This is a genomic window from Arthrobacter sp. WCS2018Hpa-7, assembly GCF_031843805.1.
In the GTDB taxonomy this organism is placed as follows: Bacteria; Actinomycetota; Actinomycetes; order Actinomycetales; family Micrococcaceae; genus Arthrobacter.
In genome coordinates, this window is sequence record NZ_JAVTJB010000029.1 from 20,507 (window position 1) to 40,013 (window position 19,507).

Below are 19,507 nucleotides of genomic sequence, written 5' to 3' on the forward strand. Positions count from 1 at the left end.
AAAAGGAAACAGCGAAGCGAATGCAGACCGTCCTCCACGCAGCGGCAATGGTCCCCATGAGTATCCCGAGCCCATCGTGGTCCGGTTTCGACATTCCGCTACCGTGGGGGACGCTGCGTATCCACGCGTACGCCCTCTGCATCCTGGCGGGCATCATCGTTGGCCTGTGGCTGACGTCGGCCCGATGGAAGCGCCGTGGCGCTCCCGAAGGCAGCCTGTGGGACATTGCCATCTGGGCAATTCCTTTCGGCATCATCGGCGGCCGGCTCTACCACGTGTTCTCCTCACCTGACGCGTACTTCGGTCCGGGCTTTGACGGTACAGGGGACCTCTCGCTGATTCCGCAGATACAGCGAGGCGGACTGGGCATTTGGGGTGCCGTCATCCTGGGTGCGGTAGGGGCGTGGATTGGTTGCCGCCGGGCCGGCGTCAAACTGACGGCTTTCCTGGACGCGGCAGCGCCCGGACTCCTGCTGGCCCAGGCAATCGGCCGTTTGGGGAACTGGTTCAACCAGGAACTCTTCGGTGCGCCGACCACCCTGCCTTGGGGACTCGAGATTGATCCAGCCAACGCGAACTTCCCGCCGGATATGGCTGCAGACACGCTGTTCCACCCCACGTTCCTCTACGAGATGCTGTGGAACCTGGTGGGCGTGGCCATCCTGCTGCTGCTGGACAAGAAGTTCAACTTCCGGTGGGGCCGGCTCTTCTGGCTCTACGCCGTGTACTACACCCTGGGCCGTGTGTGGATCGAGGCGTTGCGCATTGATGATGCTGAACAGATCAACCTGTTTGGCATCACCACCAGGCTCAATGTGTGGACCAGCATCTTTGTCTTCATTGCTGCGCTGGCCATTTTCTTCATCCTCGGCCGACGGGGACGCCCCGTGCCCGACACCCCTTATTTGGCGGGGCGTGAGCCGGAAGAGAAGGCCGAAAAAGAGCGCGTTGCGGTGACAAGCGTCACCAGTCATGATGTGGACGCATCTGTCTCAGATACTGGTTCGCGTGGTAATCTCCCTGATAACCAAAGCGATTCGGGCCACGTTGACGAGCCGCAGGAAACAGCAGGGAAGCCGGAAAAGGACACTACGTCCGCCACGGATTCCACAACTGCTGCGACTGCCGCAAGGAAGGCCCCCGGATCCACGCCGAAGGCTGACGACACCAAGTAGTCACGTTCGGTAAAGGGGCAACAGAGTCACCGCTCGTAGGGCCCAGTCCACAGCGTCGTGGCACCCCGGAAACCGGACCGCAGCATACCGATGTTCACTGGTCAAGCCGGGGCCAGAGGTCTGCGTAACTGTTCGTTGCGCTGGATCGGCTGGCCTACAATTCCAATTACTAGCGCTTTGTTGTGCCCGTCACAGGGCAGGCAAGGTGGGGCCAACGTTGTCCCTTCCATACGCACGATTCCGAGGAAGGACGTCTCCCATGACCCATCTTCATAACCCCGGTTGGTCCGAAAATATCGAACCTCAGGGTGCCATGTCTCCATTCAAGCGCTTTGCCGCGCTCCCGGAGGCCCAGGGTCTTTACAACCCTGATAAGGAGAAGGACGCCTGCGGCCTGGCTATTATTGCCACGCTCCGTGGGGAACCGGGATACGACATCGTGGAAGCGGCTCTGACCGCCCTCCGCAATCTCGAACACCGCGGCGCCGTGGGCGCCGACGAAGGTACTGGCGACGGTGCGGGCCTGCTCATGCAGGTTCCGGACGAGTTCTTCAGGGCCGTCACAGAATTCGAACTGCCTGCTCCCGGCCAGTACGTGGTGGGCACTGCCTTCCTCCCTGCTGAATCCCGCGAAGCGGAAACCGCCAAAGCCGGCATTGAAGCCCTTGCCGCTGACGAGGGCCTGACGGTCCTCGGTTGGCGTGAGGTTCCCGTGGTCGCTGACCTCGTCGGCGCCATGGCACGGGCCTGTATGCCGTACTTCTCGCAGCCATTCTTTGCCTCTGCCACCGGCGAGCAGCTGGAACACAACGAGCTGGACTCCCGTGCCTGGCGTATCCGCAAGCGTGCCCAAAACAAGTTCGGCGTGTACTTCCCGTCGCTGTCCTCGCGCACCATTGTGTACAAGGGCATGCTGACCACTGCGCAGCTGGAGCCGTTCTATCCGGACCTCTCGGACCAGCGTTTCAAGACCAAGCTCGCGATCGTCCACTCGCGCTTCTCCACCAACACGTTCCCGTCGTGGCCCTTGGCGCAGCCTTTCCGCACCATCGCGCACAACGGCGAGATCAACACTGTCAAGGGCAACCGCAACTGGATGCGTGCGCGTCAGTCGCAGCTGGCGAGCCCGCTGTTGGGCTCCATTCCCGAAGAGCTGTACCCGATCTGCACCCCCGGTGCCTCGGACTCCGCTTCCTTCGACGAGGTTGCCGAGCTCCTGTGGCTGTCCGGCCGCCCCATCACGCACTCCATCATGATGATGATCCCGGAAGCGTGGGAGAACCACGCCACCATGGATCCGGCCCGCCGTGCTTTCTACGAGTACCACTCACTGCTCATGGAGCCGTGGGATGGTCCGGCTGCAGTCTCGTTCACCGACGGCAACCTCGTTGGCGCAACGCTGGACCGCAATGGCCTGCGCCCTGGGCGCTACTGGATCACCGAAGACGGCCTGATCATCTTCGCCTCCGAAGTTGGCGTGATCGAGGTAGAGCCTTCCAACGTCGTCAAGAAGGGCCGCGTCGCCCCCGGCAAGATGTTCCTGGTGGACACCGAAGCCGGCCGCATCATTGACGACGCCGAGGTCAAGGCCGAGGTAGCCGCTGCCAACCCGTGGGCCGAATGGCTCAAGGACAACCTGATCGACATCAACGAGCTCCCTGAGCGCGAGCACGTGGTCCACACCGCTGCGTCGGTCAACATCCGCCAGCGCACGTTCGGGTACACCACCGAAGAACTCAAGATCCTCCTCGGACCGATGTCACGCACCGGTGCGGAGCCCTTGGGCGCCATGGGCTCCGACACTCCTGTTGCTGTCCTTTCCAAGCGCCCGCGCTTGTTGTTCGACTACTTTGTGCAGTCCTTCGCCCAGGTCACCAACCCGCCGCTGGATGCCATCCGCGAAGAATTGGTCACCTCCCTGACGTGCGCCATCGGCCCCAACGGCAACCTTTTGGACGGCAAGCAGGTCCGCCAGCCGCAGATCTCCCTGCCGTTCCCCGTGATCAACAACGATCAGCTGGCCAAGATCGCGAACATCGAAACGCCCGACGGCGACCGCATCGCCATGAAGGTCCGCGGACTGTACCGCCCGGAGGGTGGGGAAGCGGCGCTTCGTGCCCGCCTGACCGAGATCTGCGAACAGGTTTCCGGCGCCATCAACCGCGGCGTGCAGTACGTGGTGCTGTCCGACCGTGACTCGAACGCCCAGTGGGCGCCGATTCCCTCGCTCCTGCTGGTCAGCGCCGTTCACCACCACCTGCTGCGTAGCGCCAACCGCACCAAGACCGCGCTGGTGGTCGAGGCCGGCGACGTCCGCGAGACGCACCACGTGGCGGTACTCATCGGCTACGGTGCTTCCGCAGTCAACCCATACCTGGCCATGGAATCGGTGGAACAGCTGATCTCCAACGGCGACGTCACAGGCGTCACGGCCGAAGACGGGGTCTACAACCTCATCAAGGGCCTCGGCAAGGGTGTCCTGAAGATCATGTCCAAAATGGGCATCTCCACGGTGGCTTCCTACACGGGCGCCCAGACCTTCGAAGCGTTGGGCCTGTCTCAGGAGCTCGTGGACGAGTTCTTCTCCGGAACGCACTCCCAGCTGGGTGGCGTCGGCCTCGATGTCATCGCAGCCGAAGTTTCGGCACGCCACCAGATGGCTTACCCGGAGGGCGGCATTGAGCACCCGCACCAGCCGTTGCTCGGTGGTGGCGAGTATCAGTGGCGCCGCGACGGTGAACCGCACCTCTTCAACCCCGAGACGGTGTTCCGCCTGCAGCACGCTACCCGCGAACGCCGGTACGACATCTTCAAGTCTTACACCAAGGGCATTGACGATCAGTCCGAGAACCTGATGACCCTGCGTGGGCTCCTCAAGTTCAAAGACGGGGTCCGTCCGGCTGTTCCGCTCGAGGAAGTGGAACCCGTTTCCAGCATCGTCAAGCGTTTCTCGACGGGCGCCATGAGCTACGGGTCCATCTCCAAGGAAGCGCACGAGACCCTGGCCATTGCCATGAACCTTTTGGGCGCCAAGTCCAACACCGGTGAAGGTGGCGAGGACGTTGACCGCCTGCTGGATCCGGAGCGCCGCTCTGCCATCAAGCAGATCGCTTCCGGCCGCTTCGGCGTCACCAGTTTGTACCTGACCAACGCCGACGACATCCAGATCAAGATGGCGCAGGGTGCCAAGCCCGGCGAAGGTGGCCAGCTGATGGCCCAGAAGGTTTACCCCTGGGTGGCCCGGACGCGGCACTCGACTCCCGGCGTCGGACTCATTTCGCCGCCCCCGCACCACGACATCTACTCGATCGAAGACCTCGCGCAGCTCATCTACGATGCCAAGCGCGCCAACCCTTCGGCCCGTGTGCATGTGAAGCTGGTTTCGGAAGTCGGGATTGGCACGGTGGCGTCCGGCGTCACCAAGGCGAAGGCCGACGTCGTGCTTGTTTCAGGCCACGACGGCGGTACCGGCGCCTCGCCGCTGAACTCGCTGAAGCACGCGGGCGTGCCGTGGGAACTTGGCCTTGCCGAGACCCAGCAGACCCTGATGCTCAACGGTCTCCGTGACCGCGTAGTGGTTCAGGTGGATGGCCAGCTCAAGACCGGCCGCGACGTCATCATTGCTGCCCTGCTGGGTGGCGAGGAATACGGATTCGCGACTGCTCCGCTGGTGGTTTCCGGCTGCATCATGATGCGCGTCTGCCATTTGGACACCTGTCCCGTTGGTGTTGCCACACAGAACCCCGAGCTCCGCTCCCGGTTCAACGGCAAGCCCGAGTTCGTGGTCAACTTCTTCGAATTCCTCGCAGAAGAAGTCCGCGAAATCCTTGCCGAGCTCGGTTTCCGCAGCCTGGAAGAGGCCATTGGCCACGCCGAGGTCTTGGATACCCGCGAAGCGATCAACCACTGGAAGGCCGAAGGGCTGGACCTGGACCCCATCCTGCACGGGCTGGAGTTCGACGACGACGTACCGCTGCGCAACATGACCAGCCAGAACCACGAGCTGGACAAGCACTTCGACCAGCGGCTCATCACCATGGCCCAGGAAGCGCTCAGCGACCGCATGCCGGTCAAGATCACCTTGGACGTCATCAACACGGACCGTTCCGTGGGCACGATGCTCGGCCACGTGGTGACCAAGACGTTCGGCATCGATGTCCTGGCGACCGACACCATCGACGTCACGCTCAACGGCACCGCGGGCCAGTCCCTCGGCGCGTTCCTGCCCGCAGGCATCACGCTGCGCATGTTCGGCGATTCCAACGACTACGTCGGCAAGGGTCTCTCCGGCGGACGGATCATCGTCCGCCCGGACCGCACCAACGTGTTCCAGGCTGAACGCAACGTTATTGCCGGCAACGTCATCGGTTACGGTGCCACCAGCGGCGAGATGTTCCTGCGTGGGCAGGTGGGCGAACGTTTCCTGGTCCGCAACTCCGGCGCTACCGCCGTCGTCGAAGGCATTGGCGATCACGGGTGCGAGTACATGACCGGTGGCCAGACGCTCATCATCGGCCGCACCGGACGCAACTTCGGTGCCGGCATGTCCGGTGGAACCGCCTATGTGCTGGACCTGCAGCCCGAGCGCGTCAACAAGATGGCCCTCGACACCGGCGAACTCCAGCTTCTGGAGCTCGACGCCGAGGACCGCGACATCGTTCACGGCCTGCTCACCAAGCACGTTGAGGAAACCGAATCAGTCCTGGCCGGCCGTCTGCTCGAGAACTTCGACGACACCGCCGCCCGCATCACCAAAGTGCTGCCGCGCGATTACGCCGCAGTCCTGCAAACCCGACTCGACGCCATTGAAGAGGGCCTTGACCCCGATGGCGAAGAAGTATGGTCTCGAATCCTGGAGGTAACCGGTGGCTGATCCACGCGGATTTCTGAAAGTCCGGCAGCGCGAAACGCAGCCACGCCGTCCCGTTCCCGTCCGCATCATGGACTGGAAAGAAGTGTACGAAGCGCAGGAGAAGGGCGTCCTGAAGAGCCAGGCCGGCCGCTGCATGGATTGCGGTGTTCCGTTCTGCCACCAGGGCTGCCCCTTGGGCAACCTCATTCCCGAATGGAATGACCTCGTGTGGCGGGACAAGGGTGAAGAAGCCATTGAGCGACTTCACGCCACGAACAACTTCCCGGAATTTACGGGTCGTCTGTGCCCTGCACCGTGCGAAGCGTCCTGCGTGCTGGGGATCAACCAGCCTGCAGTGACCATCAAGCAGGTTGAGGTTTCGATCATCGACCAGGCTTTCGACAACGACTGGGTCCAGCCGCTGCCGCCGACGCGCCTCACCGGAAAGACAGTGGCCGTGGTCGGTTCAGGCCCTGCCGGCCTGGCCGTCGCACAGCAACTGACCCGTGTTGGCCACACTGTGGCTGTCTACGAACGCGACGACAAGATTGGCGGATTGCTCCGCTACGGCATCCCCGACTTCAAAATGGAGAAGGAACAGGTTGACCGCCGTCTGGAGCAGATGAAGGCCGAAGGCACCCGCTTCCGGACCGGAGTCGCCGTTGGTACGGACGTCACGTGGGAGCAGCTGCGTCGCCGTTACGACGCCGTTGTGGTTGCCACCGGCGCCACTGTGCCGCGTGACCTGCCCATCCCGGGCCGCGACTTCGAGGGCGTCCATTTCGCCATGGACTACTTGGTTCCTTCGAACCGCATGGTGGCGGGGGAGAACCCCGAAAACCACATCGATGCCCGCGGCAAGCACGTTGTCATCCTTGGTGGTGGCGATACCGGTGCTGACTGCATCGGTACTGCCCACCGCCACCAGGCCGCTTCGGTGACCACGCTCGCGATCGGCAAGCAGCCGCCGTCGGAACGTGCAGGCCACCAGCCGTGGCCGACGTTCCCCACCCTGTTCGAGGTCGCCAGCGCCCACGAAGAAGGCGGCGAGCGTACCTACCTTGCCTCAACCGTTGAGTTCGTTGGAGAGAACGGCAAACTCACCGGCGTCAAAGTTGCTGAAACCGAGTTCGTGGACGGCAAACGCCTGCCCAAGGCCGGTACAGAACGGATCATCCCAGCTGACCTTGTCTTCCTGAGCCTTGGCTTTACCGGCGCCGAGCCGGCAGGAATCACGGAGCAGGTCAGCGCAGAGTTCGACGGTCGGGGCAACGTTGCCCGCGACGGCTACTACATGACGAACACCGAGGGCGTGTTTGTTGCCGGCGATGCCGGACGTGGCCAGTCACTGATTGTGTGGGCCATTGCGGAAGGCCGTGCATGTGCGGCCGCAGTGGACAAGTTCCTGATGGGAAGCACCATTCTCCCGGCACCGGTCGCCCCCACCGACCGGGCGATAGCGGTCTTATAGCGCCGGCAGGAACAATCTTTTACTCAATCAGCATGAACTACTTAGGGTAGGTATATGAGACGCGCGAAAATTGTGGCAACTTTCGGCCCGGCTATCTCCAGCTTCGACAACACCCTCGCGGTGCTGGAGGCCGGCGTCGACGTTGCTCGCATGAACATGAGCCACGGCGACTACTCCGTGCATGACATCACCTACGAAAACGTCCGCAAGGCTGCGGCGCAGCTGGGCAAGCCTGTTGCGATCATGGCCGACCTCCAGGGACCCAAGATCCGTCTTGGCCGTTTTGTTGACGGACCCCACGAGCTGGCCGTCGGCGACACCTTCACCATCACCACCGAAGACGTCCCCGGCACCAAGGACATCTGCTCAACCACGCTCAAGAGCCTCACCGAGGACGTCAACGTGGGCGACGCCCTGCTGATCGACGACGGAAAGGTGGCGCTGCGCGCCATCGAGGTTGACGACGTCAAGGTAGTCACCACCGTGACAGTTGGCGGCAAGGTGTCCAACAACAAGGGCATCAACCTGCCCGGCGTTGCAGTCAACGTCCCCGCCCTGAGCGAAAAGGACGAGGACGACCTCCGTTGGGCTCTCAAGCGCGGCGCCGACCTCATTGCACTCTCGTTCGTTCGCGATGCCTCAGACATCACGCGCGTCCACGAGATCATGGATGAAGAGGGCCGCCGTGTGCCGGTGATCGCCAAGATCGAAAAGCCGCAGGCCGTGGAGCAGCTCCACGAAATCATCGACGCCTTCGACGCCATCATGGTTGCCCGTGGCGACCTCGGCGTCGAGCTGCCGCTCGAAGAGGTGCCGATCGTCCAGAAGCGCGCCATTGAACTGGCACGTCGCTGGGCCAAGCCGGTCATCGTGGCCACGCAGGTCCTGGAATCCATGATCGACAACCCGCGTCCGACGCGCGCCGAGGCTTCCGACTGCGCCAACGCAGTGCTCGACGGCGCCGACGCAGTCATGCTCTCCGGCGAAACCTCCGTGGGCCAGTACCCCATCGAAACCGTCAAGGTCATGGCCCGGATCATCGAATCCACTGAAGTACACGGCCTTGAGCGCGTACCCCCGCTGGGCACCAAGCCCAAGACCCGCGGTGGCGCCATCACCCGTGCCGCCGTCGAAATCGCGGATCAGCTGGATGCCAAGTACATCTGTACGTTCACGCAGTCCGGTGACTCGGCACGACGCCTCTCGCGCCTGCGCCCCGTCAAGCCGGTGTTCGCGTTCACGCCTGTGGAGCACGTCTGGAACCAGCTCGCCCTCACCTGGGGCATCCAGCCGGTACTGGTCCCCACCGTGGGCCACACCGACGAGATGACCGCACAGGTGGACCGCAGCCTGCTGGACATGAAGCTCGTGGACGAAGGGGACTTGGTTGTCATCGCTGCCGGTTCCCCTCCCGGACAGGCAGGTTCCACGAACTCGCTGAAGGTCCACAAGGTAGGCGACCTCGCCGATACGTCCACTGTGGACGCCTCGCGCAAGGAGCCTGTTGGCCCGTGGCCTGAAAAGAAGTCCAAAGCCAAGGCATAGTTCTTCGGTTGTCGTGAATGCAGGCCCCACCTTTTGGTGGGGCCTGCATTTTGTTGTGTCTTTGTTTTTGTTGGTAAGTACGACGGCGGCCGCCCACTTCGCATGAGGTGAGCGGCCGTCGTCGTGCGTTTACTGCAGGTGGCGCTAGTTGACCTGGTTGATGATGGTTTCGGCAACCTCACGCATGCTGAGGCGACGGTCCATGGAGGTCTTCTGGATCCAGCGGAAAGCTTCCGGCTCCGTCAGGCCCATCTTGGTGGTCAGGAGGCTCTTGGCGCGCTCTACAAGCTTGCGCGTGGCGAACTGCTCCTGGAGGTCGGAAACCTCGTTCTCAAGCGCCTTGATTTCCTCGTGGCGGGAGAGAGCAATCTCAATGGCCGGGATCAGGTCCGCGGGGGAGAACGGCTTGACGACATAAGCCATGGCGCCGGCGTCGCGTGCCCGCTCCACCAATTCCTTCTGGCTGAAAGCAGTCAGCAGGACAACAGGCGCGATACGGGCCTTGACGATCTTCTCAGCCGCCGAGATGCCGTCCATGACGGGCATCTTGACATCCATGAGGACAAGGTCAGGCTTCAGTTCCTCGGCCAGCTGCACGGCCTTCTCGCCGTTGTCTGCCTCGCCGACGACGTCGTACCCTTCGCCCTTCAGGATCTCGATAATGTCCAAGCGGATGAGGGTCTCATCCTCGGCTACGACAACGCGTCGGGCCGGCTGGGCTGTGGACGTGGACTCCGTCTGTTCGGTCACGGGATCTCCTTGAAAAGGTTCGGCGGGTTCATGTCCATCTTAGTGTGGACTCTTTGATGGCTGGTTTGTGTTGCATCAGCGCGCCCGGTTCTTTGAATCAGCCTATCTGCATGTAGAGTAGTTTCGCGTGCTGGGAAAGGATCGCGTTGCTCACAGAAATGAGAGCAGTCAGCGAGAATTAACTTCCCGGTAATCCGCGCCCGAGTGGCGGAATTGGCAGACGCGCTGCACTCAAAATGCAGTATCGAAAGGTGTGTGGGTTCGAGTCCCACCTCGGGCACTGTATTGTCGCAGGTCAGGGGCCTATATGGCCCCTGACTGTTGACAAAACCCCCAAATCCGTTGACACGGAACTAGCATTTTTATGTGGCTAGTATCCGGAAACGCGTCAAAAAGGACGGCTCTTCGTCCTTCATGGTGGTCTGGCGCGACCCCAAGATTCGGAAGCAGCAGGGCATCACTGTCGACTCCGCGCATGAGGCTGAAACGCTCAAACGGTTGCTCGATGCGAACGGTCAATCGTTTGAGATCGCCCAGCAGGCACTTCTGGACAACAGAGCCAAGATACCCACGGTTGGCGAAGTAATTCAGGAGCACATCGACCTCCTGATCCGGCCGTCGAGTGGAACCGTCAAGACGTATCAGACGATGCTTGATCTCCATGTGAAGAAGGTCATTGGCCACGTCCCCGTCGACAAGCTGGACTATCGGATGATCGCCTACTGGGTGAAGTCGATGATGGCTAAAGGACGCTCACCGAAGACGATCAAGAACGTGCACGGCCTGATCTCGGCGTCGATGAATACCGCAGAGATGCTCGGCTACATCACTCGCAATCCCTGCCGCGGCGTGCAACTGCCGAGCGTCGAAAAGGCCGAGGACGAGATGATGTTCCTCACCCACGCTGAGTTCGGCCTGATCATGGACGGCATGGGGGAGCGGTACAAGGATTTCACTAACTTCCTGGTCATGACTGGGACGCGCTTTGGTGAAGCGACGGCGCTGACTGTTGCTGACATCGATTTGCTGGGCAAGCCGGCCACGGCTCGGATCAACAAGGCATGGAAGCGGGACGGGCAGAACCAGTTTTACATCGGGCCGACGAAGACAGGGGCAGGCAAGAGGACCATCGGGTTGAATCCTGCGCTGGTTGACCTGCTGATTCCGTTGGTGGCTGGGCGGCCGAGTAGCGACTTGCTGTTCACGACGCCGAAGGGGGAGCGGATCGTACACAAGCTGTTCTGGCATCACTTTTGGGTGCCGGCAGTGAAGGCTGCCCAGGCTCGGGGACTTCGGAAGAACCCACGAATTCACGATCTACGACACACGCATGCTTCCTGGCTAATTCAGGACGGCGTCCCTATCTTCACGATCTCGCGTCGTTTGGGGCACGCCTCGACTAGGACGACGGAGGGCGTTTACGGCCACCTCATGCCGGAAGCCTTGCAGGCTGGGGCAGATGCTACGGAGCGGTCGGTGTCAGCATTTATGCGGTAATGCGGTTGATGTCCTAGCTTTGCCCTAGGAGGCAATTCGATTACGGGCTCTAGTGCCAATGAGCCGAGTGTTGCTGTTGCTTCGCTCAGGAACGCCGGGTGTCGCGCGGGAGCTGGGCAATATCTCGCTAATCCTGGCAATCTCTGCGATGTGCTCAGAGGTAAAGACGATTTTTCCCTTGCCCCAGCAGGCGTAAGGGAAGCGTCCCGCGGCTGCGCCGTCACGCAGCCAACCCTCGCTGCATCGCATGAGGGCTGCAGCTTCGGCAGGTTCGAAGAATTCCAAGTCCATGACAGTCCGCTCTTAGTTCGTTGACCTTGGTCATTCATTCGGATTGTCGCTCGTGAGTACATGACAGGGCGGCCAATATCAGTATGTGCTTCGCCAAACGTGAGGACCTTTGGGAGATGCACAAAGGGCTCCGGGGTGTTACCGACGGTCCTCCGGGATTGTGGCTCGGCGGAATGAACGCCATGCTTTCCTCCGATCGCTCTAAGGTGGTAGGACTTCAAACTAACTGTCTGTTTGGTTATATTGGCGTTGAGTTCCTGTGGGACGAGAACTACGGCGACATGGATTCCTTCTTCCCTCACGAAGTTCCTTTCCTGAACGAGTATTTGGCTGACCCCAAGTTGGTGGAAGCCATTCGTTCGCGATCTTTGGAGCCGTCAGATCCTTCTCAAGGCTGACGCGGCCGGACGTGCACCCTGCGTAAGTGTTTCGGTGAGCCCACGCGGCAGTTGTAGTCGGTTTGTCGACTCACATATTGAGTTCGCAGACGGCCGTCACGGAGCGATACCCACTGCCCAGCGACACGACTGAAGCTCAAATGAGCAGATCGCGATGAAAACTAAAGTGGGATGTTAGGCTTTTGGTAGTTGCCCAAAGTAGAGGATCTGAACTTGGATATGCAAGCTGCACTGCCTTGGTACGTCGACCTGTTAGGACCTGAAGGGGAGTCCCTCAAGCGGGAGGCTCGGGAGTTGATCTCTGGGTGTCACGAGCGTCTATCGGATTCTCAGGATGCTTCAGGTATGAAGGCGCGGGGGGTATATGGGCAGATCTGGCGCGCGGCCTTGGAGGCGTTCGAGGAGACCTTGCTCAAGTACCCAGGGTCTCAGAGGATACATCCCAGAGGCGCCAACTATTCGGTGGTAGCTGTGGGAGGAACCGTTCTGTTCCCGTGGCGATTCGCCCGGGATGCGGCTCAGAATCTTGAAGATACGCCCTTTGCTGTTTCTGACGCGCGCCTCGGGCTTTTCGACTTGCCCTACAACGAAGCTCCTCCGGAACTCGACCTGGGTCTTCACCGGTCCGCGGAAGAGGAATCCTCTGTCAAGGAAGACGCCGAGCTCGCTGTGCGGGAGCTGATGACCACCTTCCGCGTCGTGGTCGTAGCCTTCTCCAGCCGTTCCGGAGCCCTGCACTCAATTGAATGGGGCGAAGTGACACTTGGCGAGGACGGATGCGTTGTTTGGGGCAACCATGAGCGGTTACTCGAAGCTACCAGACCGCAGCTGGCCACTGTGCAGGAGCCACAGGCGTTCAACGAGGGCCCGGTCCCATCGGTCTTTGTAGCCACCAAGGAAGATCAAGCAGTAGGCGATGACGAAAGATAGTAAGCAGCTGTCTCTCTTCGAGGAAACTCACTCGAAGGGGGTTTTCAGGGCCGGCGACGCGTTTGAAGCGGCCCGGTTGACGCAGGCCAGGACACTCGCCGGGCTCACCAAGCAGGCGCTGGCCGAAAAGTTGTGTGTCTCACCAGCGGCTATTGGGCAATTTGAATCGCGAGTTACCCCGCCGCGAGCTGAACTGGTCGCTGAGATAGCGCAGGCGCTGGATATGCCCGTGGGTTTCTTCTATACCGGACGCCCGCTTGGGCGGCTGGACACTGCCGCTGCTCATTTCCGGAGCCTGCGGTCGACGCGATCTGCTGACCGCGCCCGTGCCGCCACGTTCGTCGAACAGGTGTGGGAGCTTTGCTTTGCCCTTGAGAAGCGCATCCAGTTCCCTGAGGTAGACCTTCCGATTGCGGAGCCCGCCGACGAAGTGGATCCGGTCGAAGCAGCCCGTGCTGTTCGACGTGCGTGGGGTGTGCCACCAGGTCCGTTTCGGCACCTTGTGGCGACCCTTGAGTCGAAAGGCATCGTGGTTACAATTCTCGCGTTGTCCAATGAAGCTGTTGCCAGGGTGGATGCGTTCTCGACTGGTTCTTTGGGGCGACCAATTGTTGTCGTCACGCCGGAGCGCGCACGCACGGTTTACCGCCACAGATTTACTTGCGCGCACGAGCTAGGGCACTTGGTCATGCACGGTGACGTCACACCGGGTGACCTGCAACAAGAGCGAGAGGCAGATGCTTTCGCCGCTGAGCTCTTGACTCCTTCGGCTGAAATCAACGTGGTACTTCCCAAGACCTTGCGGTTGTCCGAGCTGGACAGGATTGGTCGTTCCTGGGGCGTCTCGCCTGAATCACTGATCCGGCGCATGCAAGAACTCAGACCAGTGCCGGAGAGTGCCGTACGCCGCGCCTATCAGCGCCTCCGGAGCGCAAACGAATTCCAAACGCCTGAACCTGTGGCAGCGTATCGTGGCGAACTGCCGTCGATGCTCTCCGAAGGGCAGAAGCTCGCGGAACAGCATGGCTTCAGCCTTGTCGATCTTGCAAATGAACTCATGTGGCCGGTGTCTCGGGTTCGTGAAATTCTCGGCGCAGAAGACACGCGCCCCAGGCTGCGGCTCGTGACCTAGACGGCGGTAATGGCGGGGCGCTGCGCCATAGTCGGCCGACATGGCCACAGCGCGCCCAAGAAGAGATGCCACTGCCATTTTGAGGAAAACACCGTTGTCCAAAGACCTTAACCAGCAGCCAGGCAATTCGTGGCGCTATTTCTACGAGCGATTGACTGAAAAGCGCTTCCAGCAGCTGTGCAGTGCGTTGCTTTCTATCCACTTTCCCAAGGTTCAGTGTTTCCCCGTGGGGCAGTCGGACGGGGGCCGCGACGGTGTGGCCGGGAAGGGGCCCGACCGGATCATCTTCCAAGTCAAGTGGAGCAGTAAGCGCGTTCAGGACCCGGTTTCCTGGCTGAAGAAGGCCATCGACGGCGAAAAGGAAAATATCGAACGGCTTGTCCAGGAAGGCGCGTCGGAATACATCTTGATGACGTGCGTAGCCGGCACGTCATCGCCTCGCCGAGGTTCCATGGACCGCATCAACCAGGAACTCCTCAAGTACAGCGCAGCATTCGGGATCCAGATGGATGTCTGGTGGCAGGCGGATCTCGACGCCAGAGTCGACTCCGCTGCTGAACTGAAGTGGACGTACTCCGAGATGCTCGCCGGGGTCGACGCCGTCCAGGCGATGATCCGGGGCAAGGCGGAGGATGACCGAGAAAAGGCAATGCATGACCTGCTGGCCGCAGTCATCGCTGCCCAATGGGTAGAAGACAGCAAGGTCAAGTTCAAACAGGCCGAGCTTGATTCGCTGGAGCTGGTGGATCTCTTCGTTGACGTGGAAGCCCAGCGCATCTCTGAACCACGGGCTGCCCTTAGTGTCGTTGCACGGAACCGAACGCTGACGGCGGACGATCTTGGTGGGGCTGTAGATTATCTCCTAAACAGTTCGCGGCCGCTAACGTTGGTCCGTGGCGAACCCGGCCAGGGTAAGTCCACGCTGGGGCAGTATCTCTGCCAGACGCACCGCGCCGATTACCTGGCCTCCAGCAACTATCTCGGTGGACGCCCGCCGACCCGCAAGCCGGCCCAGTCAAGGCTGCCACTGAGGGCGGACCTCCATGAATACGCTAACTGGATCACTGGAGGGGACCCATATGAGGACCACCAGCCGAACAAGAGACAACGACCAACCCTCCGGCGAGGAAACCGGTCGATCGAGGCATTCCTGGCCGACCTGCTGTCCGCCCGCAGTGGAGGATTCACTGTCACGGTGGATATGGTCGGCGACATCCTGAAACGCTTTCCGATGTTGGTTGTCCTTGACGGCTTGGACGAGGTCGCGCAGGATGACGTCCGGCGGGCCGTCGTTAACGAGATCGATCTTTTCGCCGCGAGGCTAGGGACGGGAACGACACCGCCGCAGCTGATCGTGACCACGCGGCCGAATGCGTCCAGCTTGCCTGAGCCCAGCGTGGATCGTTTCGAAGTGATCGCCCTGTCCGCGCTCAGCCCGGATCTGCGCATCGCGTATTTACGCAGGTGGGCCACAGCGCAGTCCGTGCGGGGCGCAAACCGCCGAACGTTGGAGCGGACTTTCCGTGAGCGCACCATGGAACCGCACATCGCGCAATTGGCCAAGAACCCCATGCAACTGACCATCTTGCTCTACTTGATGCACAAGCGTGGTGACTCGATACCAACAGGCCGGACGGAGCTCTACTCTTCCTACATGGAGACCTTCCTGGACCGGGAATCGTCCAAGAGTGTTCAAGTCCATGAACACCGCGACGACGTTGAGGAAGTGACGGCGCACCTTGGCTGGCTTTTCCAAACCAAGGCTGAACTGGAAGGCGCCCAGCACGCTTTGCCCGTGAAGAGCATCAAGAATGCCATTCTCAACTACCTTTTCAACGTCGACAAAGACACGTCTATGGTCGATGACCTTTTCAGGGCAGCAACAGACCGTGTATGGGCACTCTCGAGCAAGGTTCAAGGCACGTTCGCCTTCGACGTCCAATCGGTCAGCGAGTACTTCGCCGCCAAATATCTGTACGAGTTCGCAGGTGCAAGCAACCGGCAGTTCGATCCGGCAACGGTGCTCCAACAGCTCGTGCGACGCCCATACTGGCGTGAGGTCAGCCGATTCTACGCAGGCTTCGCCAAAGTCAAGGATCTTGCCGCACACCTCGATGCGTTGGAGGAAGAGTGGGAATCAGGCTCCCACCCCGCACAGTCCCGAATGACCGCCTGGGCACTGGTCGGCGATGGCGTTTTCGCCGCGAGGCCGAGATCCCAAAGTCAAGCAACCCGACTCTTCACTGATGATCTGAGCATCAGGCTCCTCGCACATTCCGCAGCGAACGACCCCACGTTTAGCATGCTGCCCCAGGACCGTGGCGGTGCTTCATATCTTGAGCACTTGAAAGAGGTCCTGCAAAACGACCCAACGTCTCCTATTGCACCAGAAGTCGCGGCGCTGGCCGCCAAGCATATGTCCACCGTCGACACCCTGGACCGTTGGTGGACTGGCCGGATCATGGCATCCATCGGGACCGCGCAGGCGGCCTCATGGCTTGACATCGGGGGACCACTTCGCGCTGGATCCAGGTTGCCGGCGGACGTCACGGAACAGATACTCTCCGAGCTCAAGACCGCACCCATAAAGTCACTGAACGCCGGTCTCAGTCCGAAAGAAGGATCCAGCGGCGAGCAGCATCTCGTTAGAGCGGTCCTCAACGGACTCAGCTCGGATGCCGTTCCCACCGGCAGCGGCTACGCAGCCGACCTGATCCGAATCCTCGCCCCCCAGCACTTCCTGCGACGTGTGGCCGGCCGCGACGAAGCGTACGCTCACCCGACGGAACACCCTGACGAACCACTCTCCGATGGCCGCAGGCAGGCCGCCCTCAAACGGCTTATTGGCCGTGACCCCCGGTTCGCGAAGCTCCAAAGAGCCATGAGGGCTGGTAAGGGACAATCCGGAACGACGTCCGTGTGGGCGGATACGGCTCGCTCCGTCGCTGAAATCTTCGGTCCTTGTTGGCTTGCCACCGATCTGGCCCTGATCGGTGCAGCCGCATCTGAAGAAACATGGACGACGGCAGCGACGCTGAGCAAAGACGGGAAACCACTCGGTCCCGACATGGATTACGGTCATCTCCAATATCAGGTGCGTCTCAAACGATCAAAAGCCGATTGGTGGATTCAGCAACACGACGCCTACAGTGACGATCTTTCCCGCGCGACCTGGGCTTTGGCGGCTCTGACCGTAGCCTCCCCAGAAGTCTTCGAGAAACTGTTCCGCAAGGTTGAACAGGTCGTGTCCAGCCTGCCCGCTCCGTCGTTGCACGCCCTGCTGTTCTCTTCGAGCCGCATCGGTGCCGCCGCCATTTCCAGGCGGCTACCCGGCAAGTTCTTGCGCTCCAGTCAACAATTGACGGCCGAAATGAGCGCGCTGCTGCTGCATCACTGCGTCGAAGAGGAAGGTCACTTGCCCGAGTCCGTGCTCACGGAAGCGCAGCTTCACGAAATCTCCGAATTGGGAATCCCGGCCTGGCCAGCGCACCAAGAAGTCACCCGCCGGCTCCGCTTGAATCCGACACCTGCACTGTGGGAGGCACTTCGAGCTTGCGGACCCAACGCGGCTGTCGAGGTGTACGGGCCCATTTCGGACTTGGGGCATAGCGAAGTAGCCATGATCCTGAGATCGCCAAGGGACTATCCCCGAGTATGGGTGGTAGCCGCTGGCCGCGAGTTGTCGCTGCGGTCCAAGGAACCAAGCCTCGCAGATGCTGCGGAGTCCGGGGCGTGGTTCGAATGATTCGTAGAGGGTGGGCTTAAAGTTCTTCCTTGGCCAAAGCCGTTGTCCTGGGCGGCGTCACCCGACCCAGTCGCTTGTCAAGCGTTACCCGGAGCCTCGCCGCGGCAATTTGCACACGGCGATCCGCGAGAGTCGACGTGTCCAGCCTCTGTGCCACGCACGGGGGTTTCCGGGCATTGCTCCGTTCCGGTGGATCCATTCTCAAAGCTGTAAGACCTCCTTCGGCACCTATGTTTCATTGTCGCCCCCGGTACCAACCTCGTCCATTGCATTCTGTGGAACGCGCCCAACGACTCTCCTGGCCGAATTCGTATGTGTTGCGCCGGTGGACTGAACCTGTCGTTGTTGCCCAACCCTCTGCGCCGAATGCGTGGATGCAGCGAACGAAGCACTGCCCACAGGACCTGCGTCAGCCGGTAAGCAAAATCCCACCAAGAACGAGCCCCGGCGCTCAAGGGATCGCCGCCGGTGACCTCCGCGTTGAAGAGCCGAGCCGGATTCCGGGTTCTGGCCCGGCGCCTGCATAATCAACACATGTCCTCCTGCGCCTTTTGTGATTCCACGCAACCACTGACCCGCGAGCACGTCTTCGGCCAATGGGTGGGCAGACTCGGTCTCGACATGAGCCCCGTACAGTACAAGGCGGGCCCGCTGAACGGGCTGCACCGTGACATGGGCCGTCAGCCCCCATACCGCCAGACCGTCAAGAACTTTTGCGCCACTTGCAACAACGGCTGGATGAGCGACCTGGAAGGTATCGCCCAAAGGGTTCTGTCACCGCTGATCCTTGGGGAACCAGGAACGATTAACCTTGAAGACCAATCCGCGATCGCCATGTGGGTCCACAAGACGGCACTGACCGCGATGCTTATCTCCAGTGATAAGCAGCGCGATGAAGGATACGGCTTGCCGTCCTCCGAGTACGCCGGCTTGTATTCGCGTCGCGACCAGCTGCGGCCCTTGGAAGCGAGCCGTTTCTGGCTTGGGCGTTATGCGGGTACGGACGAATTTTCGGCCGTGCGGGTTACCCCGGTCACGATGGGGATGTCAGGGTTTCCGGAACCCGATCTGCCCCATGGATATGTCATGACTATCGTGCTCGGCCAACTACTCCTGCAGGGCCTAAGAATCACGACGCCGGATGTCGATTTTCCTGTCAGGAGCGATCTGGAGTTGCCACAACTGTGGCCCTCTCGCGAGATCCTTTCTTGGCCAGCAGGACAGCCTTGCGACGAAACAGGCTTTCTCCAGTTCGCCGATGGAAGAGTGCTGAGCCCGGCCCTGAAGCATCTGGAACTTCACCCGTGGTCCCCGGCAGTGAACGTGGCCAAGAGCGTCATTGTTGGGGATAGAGTTCAAGTCCCAGCGGTATGCGGAAAACACGTTTTCCACTACCCGGTCGCCTTACTTAGGGAAGCCACACGAGGACGTTTCTATGCATTTGTGACCCGATGTGATTGCAAACTGACGTACCTGATGCAGACTGAACCTGACGGCACTCACTGCAAGGCGGTCGAGGAAGTTAACGGCGCCACGGAGATCTACGAAGACATGCCCGGAGACGAACACGTGATGAGTGATCGGGCCGGAGTTTTCGTGTTCAAGAGCCTGCTAAAGGAGGGAACACCTGCGATAGGCGCGACCGAAGCGGGTAACTGACCACGGTTCATGTCATTGATGGAGCCATGGCCCAAAGTGGCGAAATTCAGATTAGGTCGGCT

Annotated in this window: 12 protein-coding genes and 1 tRNA gene; 11 read left to right on the forward strand and 2 right to left on the reverse strand. The window is 60.9% G+C overall.

Going from position 1 to position 19,507, the window contains the following annotated elements:
* The first annotated feature begins 20 nt into the window (after nucleotides 1–20).
* The 4 genes from lgt (at nucleotide 21) to pyk (ending at nucleotide 9,043) form a co-directional block, all read left to right on the forward strand.
* The gene (gene lgt / locus RQH14_RS21265) at nucleotides 21–1,175 is read left to right on the forward strand and encodes a prolipoprotein diacylglyceryl transferase (protein ID WP_311215108.1); all 1,155 of its coding nucleotides are present in this window, start codon (nucleotides 21–23) and stop codon (nucleotides 1,173–1,175) included.
* Between the two features lie 259 nt (nucleotides 1,176–1,434).
* Nucleotides 1,435–6,048: a glutamate synthase large subunit gene (gltB, locus tag RQH14_RS21270; RefSeq protein ID WP_311215109.1), complete on the forward strand. Its 4,614-nt coding sequence runs from the start codon at nucleotides 1,435–1,437 to the stop codon at nucleotides 6,046–6,048.
* Nucleotides 6,041–7,498, forward strand: coding sequence for a glutamate synthase subunit beta (locus RQH14_RS21275; protein WP_311215110.1), 1,458 nt, complete (start codon nucleotides 6,041–6,043; stop codon nucleotides 7,496–7,498). The genes gltB and RQH14_RS21275 overlap by 8 nt, the downstream gene beginning before the upstream one ends.
* 54 nt (nucleotides 7,499–7,552) lie before the next feature.
* Nucleotides 7,553–9,043 (forward strand): pyruvate kinase, encoded by a 1,491-nt coding sequence (gene pyk / locus RQH14_RS21280; RefSeq protein ID WP_231338917.1) that lies wholly within the window; start codon nucleotides 7,553–7,555, stop codon nucleotides 9,041–9,043.
* A gap of 144 nt (nucleotides 9,044–9,187) precedes the next feature.
* On the opposite strand, the gene RQH14_RS21285 is transcribed toward pyk, so the two are convergent.
* Complete coding sequence (locus RQH14_RS21285; RefSeq protein WP_011774540.1) at nucleotides 9,188–9,793, reverse strand: ANTAR domain-containing response regulator; 606 nt, start codon at nucleotides 9,791–9,793, stop codon at nucleotides 9,188–9,190.
* A 198-nt stretch (nucleotides 9,794–9,991) separates the two neighbouring features.
* Here RQH14_RS21285 and RQH14_RS21290 point away from each other — a divergent pair.
* Nucleotides 9,992–10,073 (forward strand) — tRNA-Leu (locus tag RQH14_RS21290).
* Between the two features lie 86 nt (nucleotides 10,074–10,159).
* Nucleotides 10,160–11,290, forward strand: coding sequence for a site-specific integrase (locus RQH14_RS21295; protein WP_311215111.1), 1,131 nt, complete (start codon nucleotides 10,160–10,162; stop codon nucleotides 11,288–11,290).
* A gap of 24 nt (nucleotides 11,291–11,314) precedes the next feature.
* Here the strand turns inward: RQH14_RS21295 and RQH14_RS21300 are convergent, their stop codons facing one another.
* Nucleotides 11,315–11,581, reverse strand: coding sequence for a hypothetical protein (locus RQH14_RS21300; protein WP_311215112.1), 267 nt, complete (start codon nucleotides 11,579–11,581; stop codon nucleotides 11,315–11,317).
* Between the two features lie 173 nt (nucleotides 11,582–11,754).
* On the opposite strand from RQH14_RS21300, the gene RQH14_RS21305 reads away from it, so the two are divergent.
* The 5 genes from RQH14_RS21305 to RQH14_RS21325 all read left to right on the forward strand — a co-directional run bounded on the left by RQH14_RS21305 (nucleotide 11,755) and on the right by RQH14_RS21325 (nucleotide 19,445).
* Complete coding sequence (locus RQH14_RS21305; protein ID WP_311215113.1) at nucleotides 11,755–11,979, forward strand: hypothetical protein; 225 nt, start codon at nucleotides 11,755–11,757, stop codon at nucleotides 11,977–11,979.
* 471 nt (nucleotides 11,980–12,450) lie between these two features.
* Entirely contained in the window at nucleotides 12,451–12,909 is a 459-nt protein-coding gene (locus RQH14_RS21310; RefSeq protein ID WP_311215114.1) for a hypothetical protein, read from the forward strand.
* Nucleotides 12,896–14,041 carry an XRE family transcriptional regulator gene (locus RQH14_RS21315; RefSeq protein ID WP_311215115.1) on the forward strand — a complete coding sequence of 382 codons (1,146 nt, stop codon included), beginning with the start codon at nucleotides 12,896–12,898 and terminating at the stop codon, nucleotides 14,039–14,041. Before RQH14_RS21310 ends, RQH14_RS21315 begins: the two co-directional genes overlap by 14 nt.
* A gap of 226 nt (nucleotides 14,042–14,267) precedes the next feature.
* Nucleotides 14,268–17,786 (forward strand): hypothetical protein, encoded by a 3,519-nt coding sequence (locus RQH14_RS21320; RefSeq protein ID WP_311215116.1) that lies wholly within the window; start codon nucleotides 14,268–14,270, stop codon nucleotides 17,784–17,786.
* 534 nt (nucleotides 17,787–18,320) lie between these two features.
* A complete protein-coding gene (locus RQH14_RS21325; RefSeq protein ID WP_311215117.1) occupies nucleotides 18,321–19,445 on the forward strand; it encodes a hypothetical protein in 1,125 nt (374 codons plus the stop codon).
* Nucleotides 19,446–19,507: the final 62 nt, after the last annotated feature.

Bases quoted from the DNA above. Each gene is read 5' to 3' on its own strand.
- RQH14_RS21315 (WP_311215115.1), top strand. From the start codon at position 12,896: ATGACGAAAGATAGTAAGCAGCTGTCTCTCTTCGAGGAAACTCACTCG.
- gltB (WP_311215109.1), top strand. From the start codon at position 1,435: ATGACCCATCTTCATAACCCCGGTTGGTCCGAAAATATCGAACCTCAG.
- RQH14_RS21325 (WP_311215117.1), top strand. From the start codon at position 18,321: ATGTCCTCCTGCGCCTTTTGTGATTCCACGCAACCACTGACCCGCGAG.
- lgt (WP_311215108.1), top strand. From the start codon at position 21: ATGCAGACCGTCCTCCACGCAGCGGCAATGGTCCCCATGAGTATCCCG.
- pyk (WP_231338917.1), top strand. From the start codon at position 7,553: ATGAGACGCGCGAAAATTGTGGCAACTTTCGGCCCGGCTATCTCCAGC.
- RQH14_RS21300 (WP_311215112.1), bottom strand. From the start codon at position 11,581: ATGGACTTGGAATTCTTCGAACCTGCCGAAGCTGCAGCCCTCATGCGA.
- RQH14_RS21305 (WP_311215113.1), top strand. From the start codon at position 11,755: ATGAACGCCATGCTTTCCTCCGATCGCTCTAAGGTGGTAGGACTTCAA.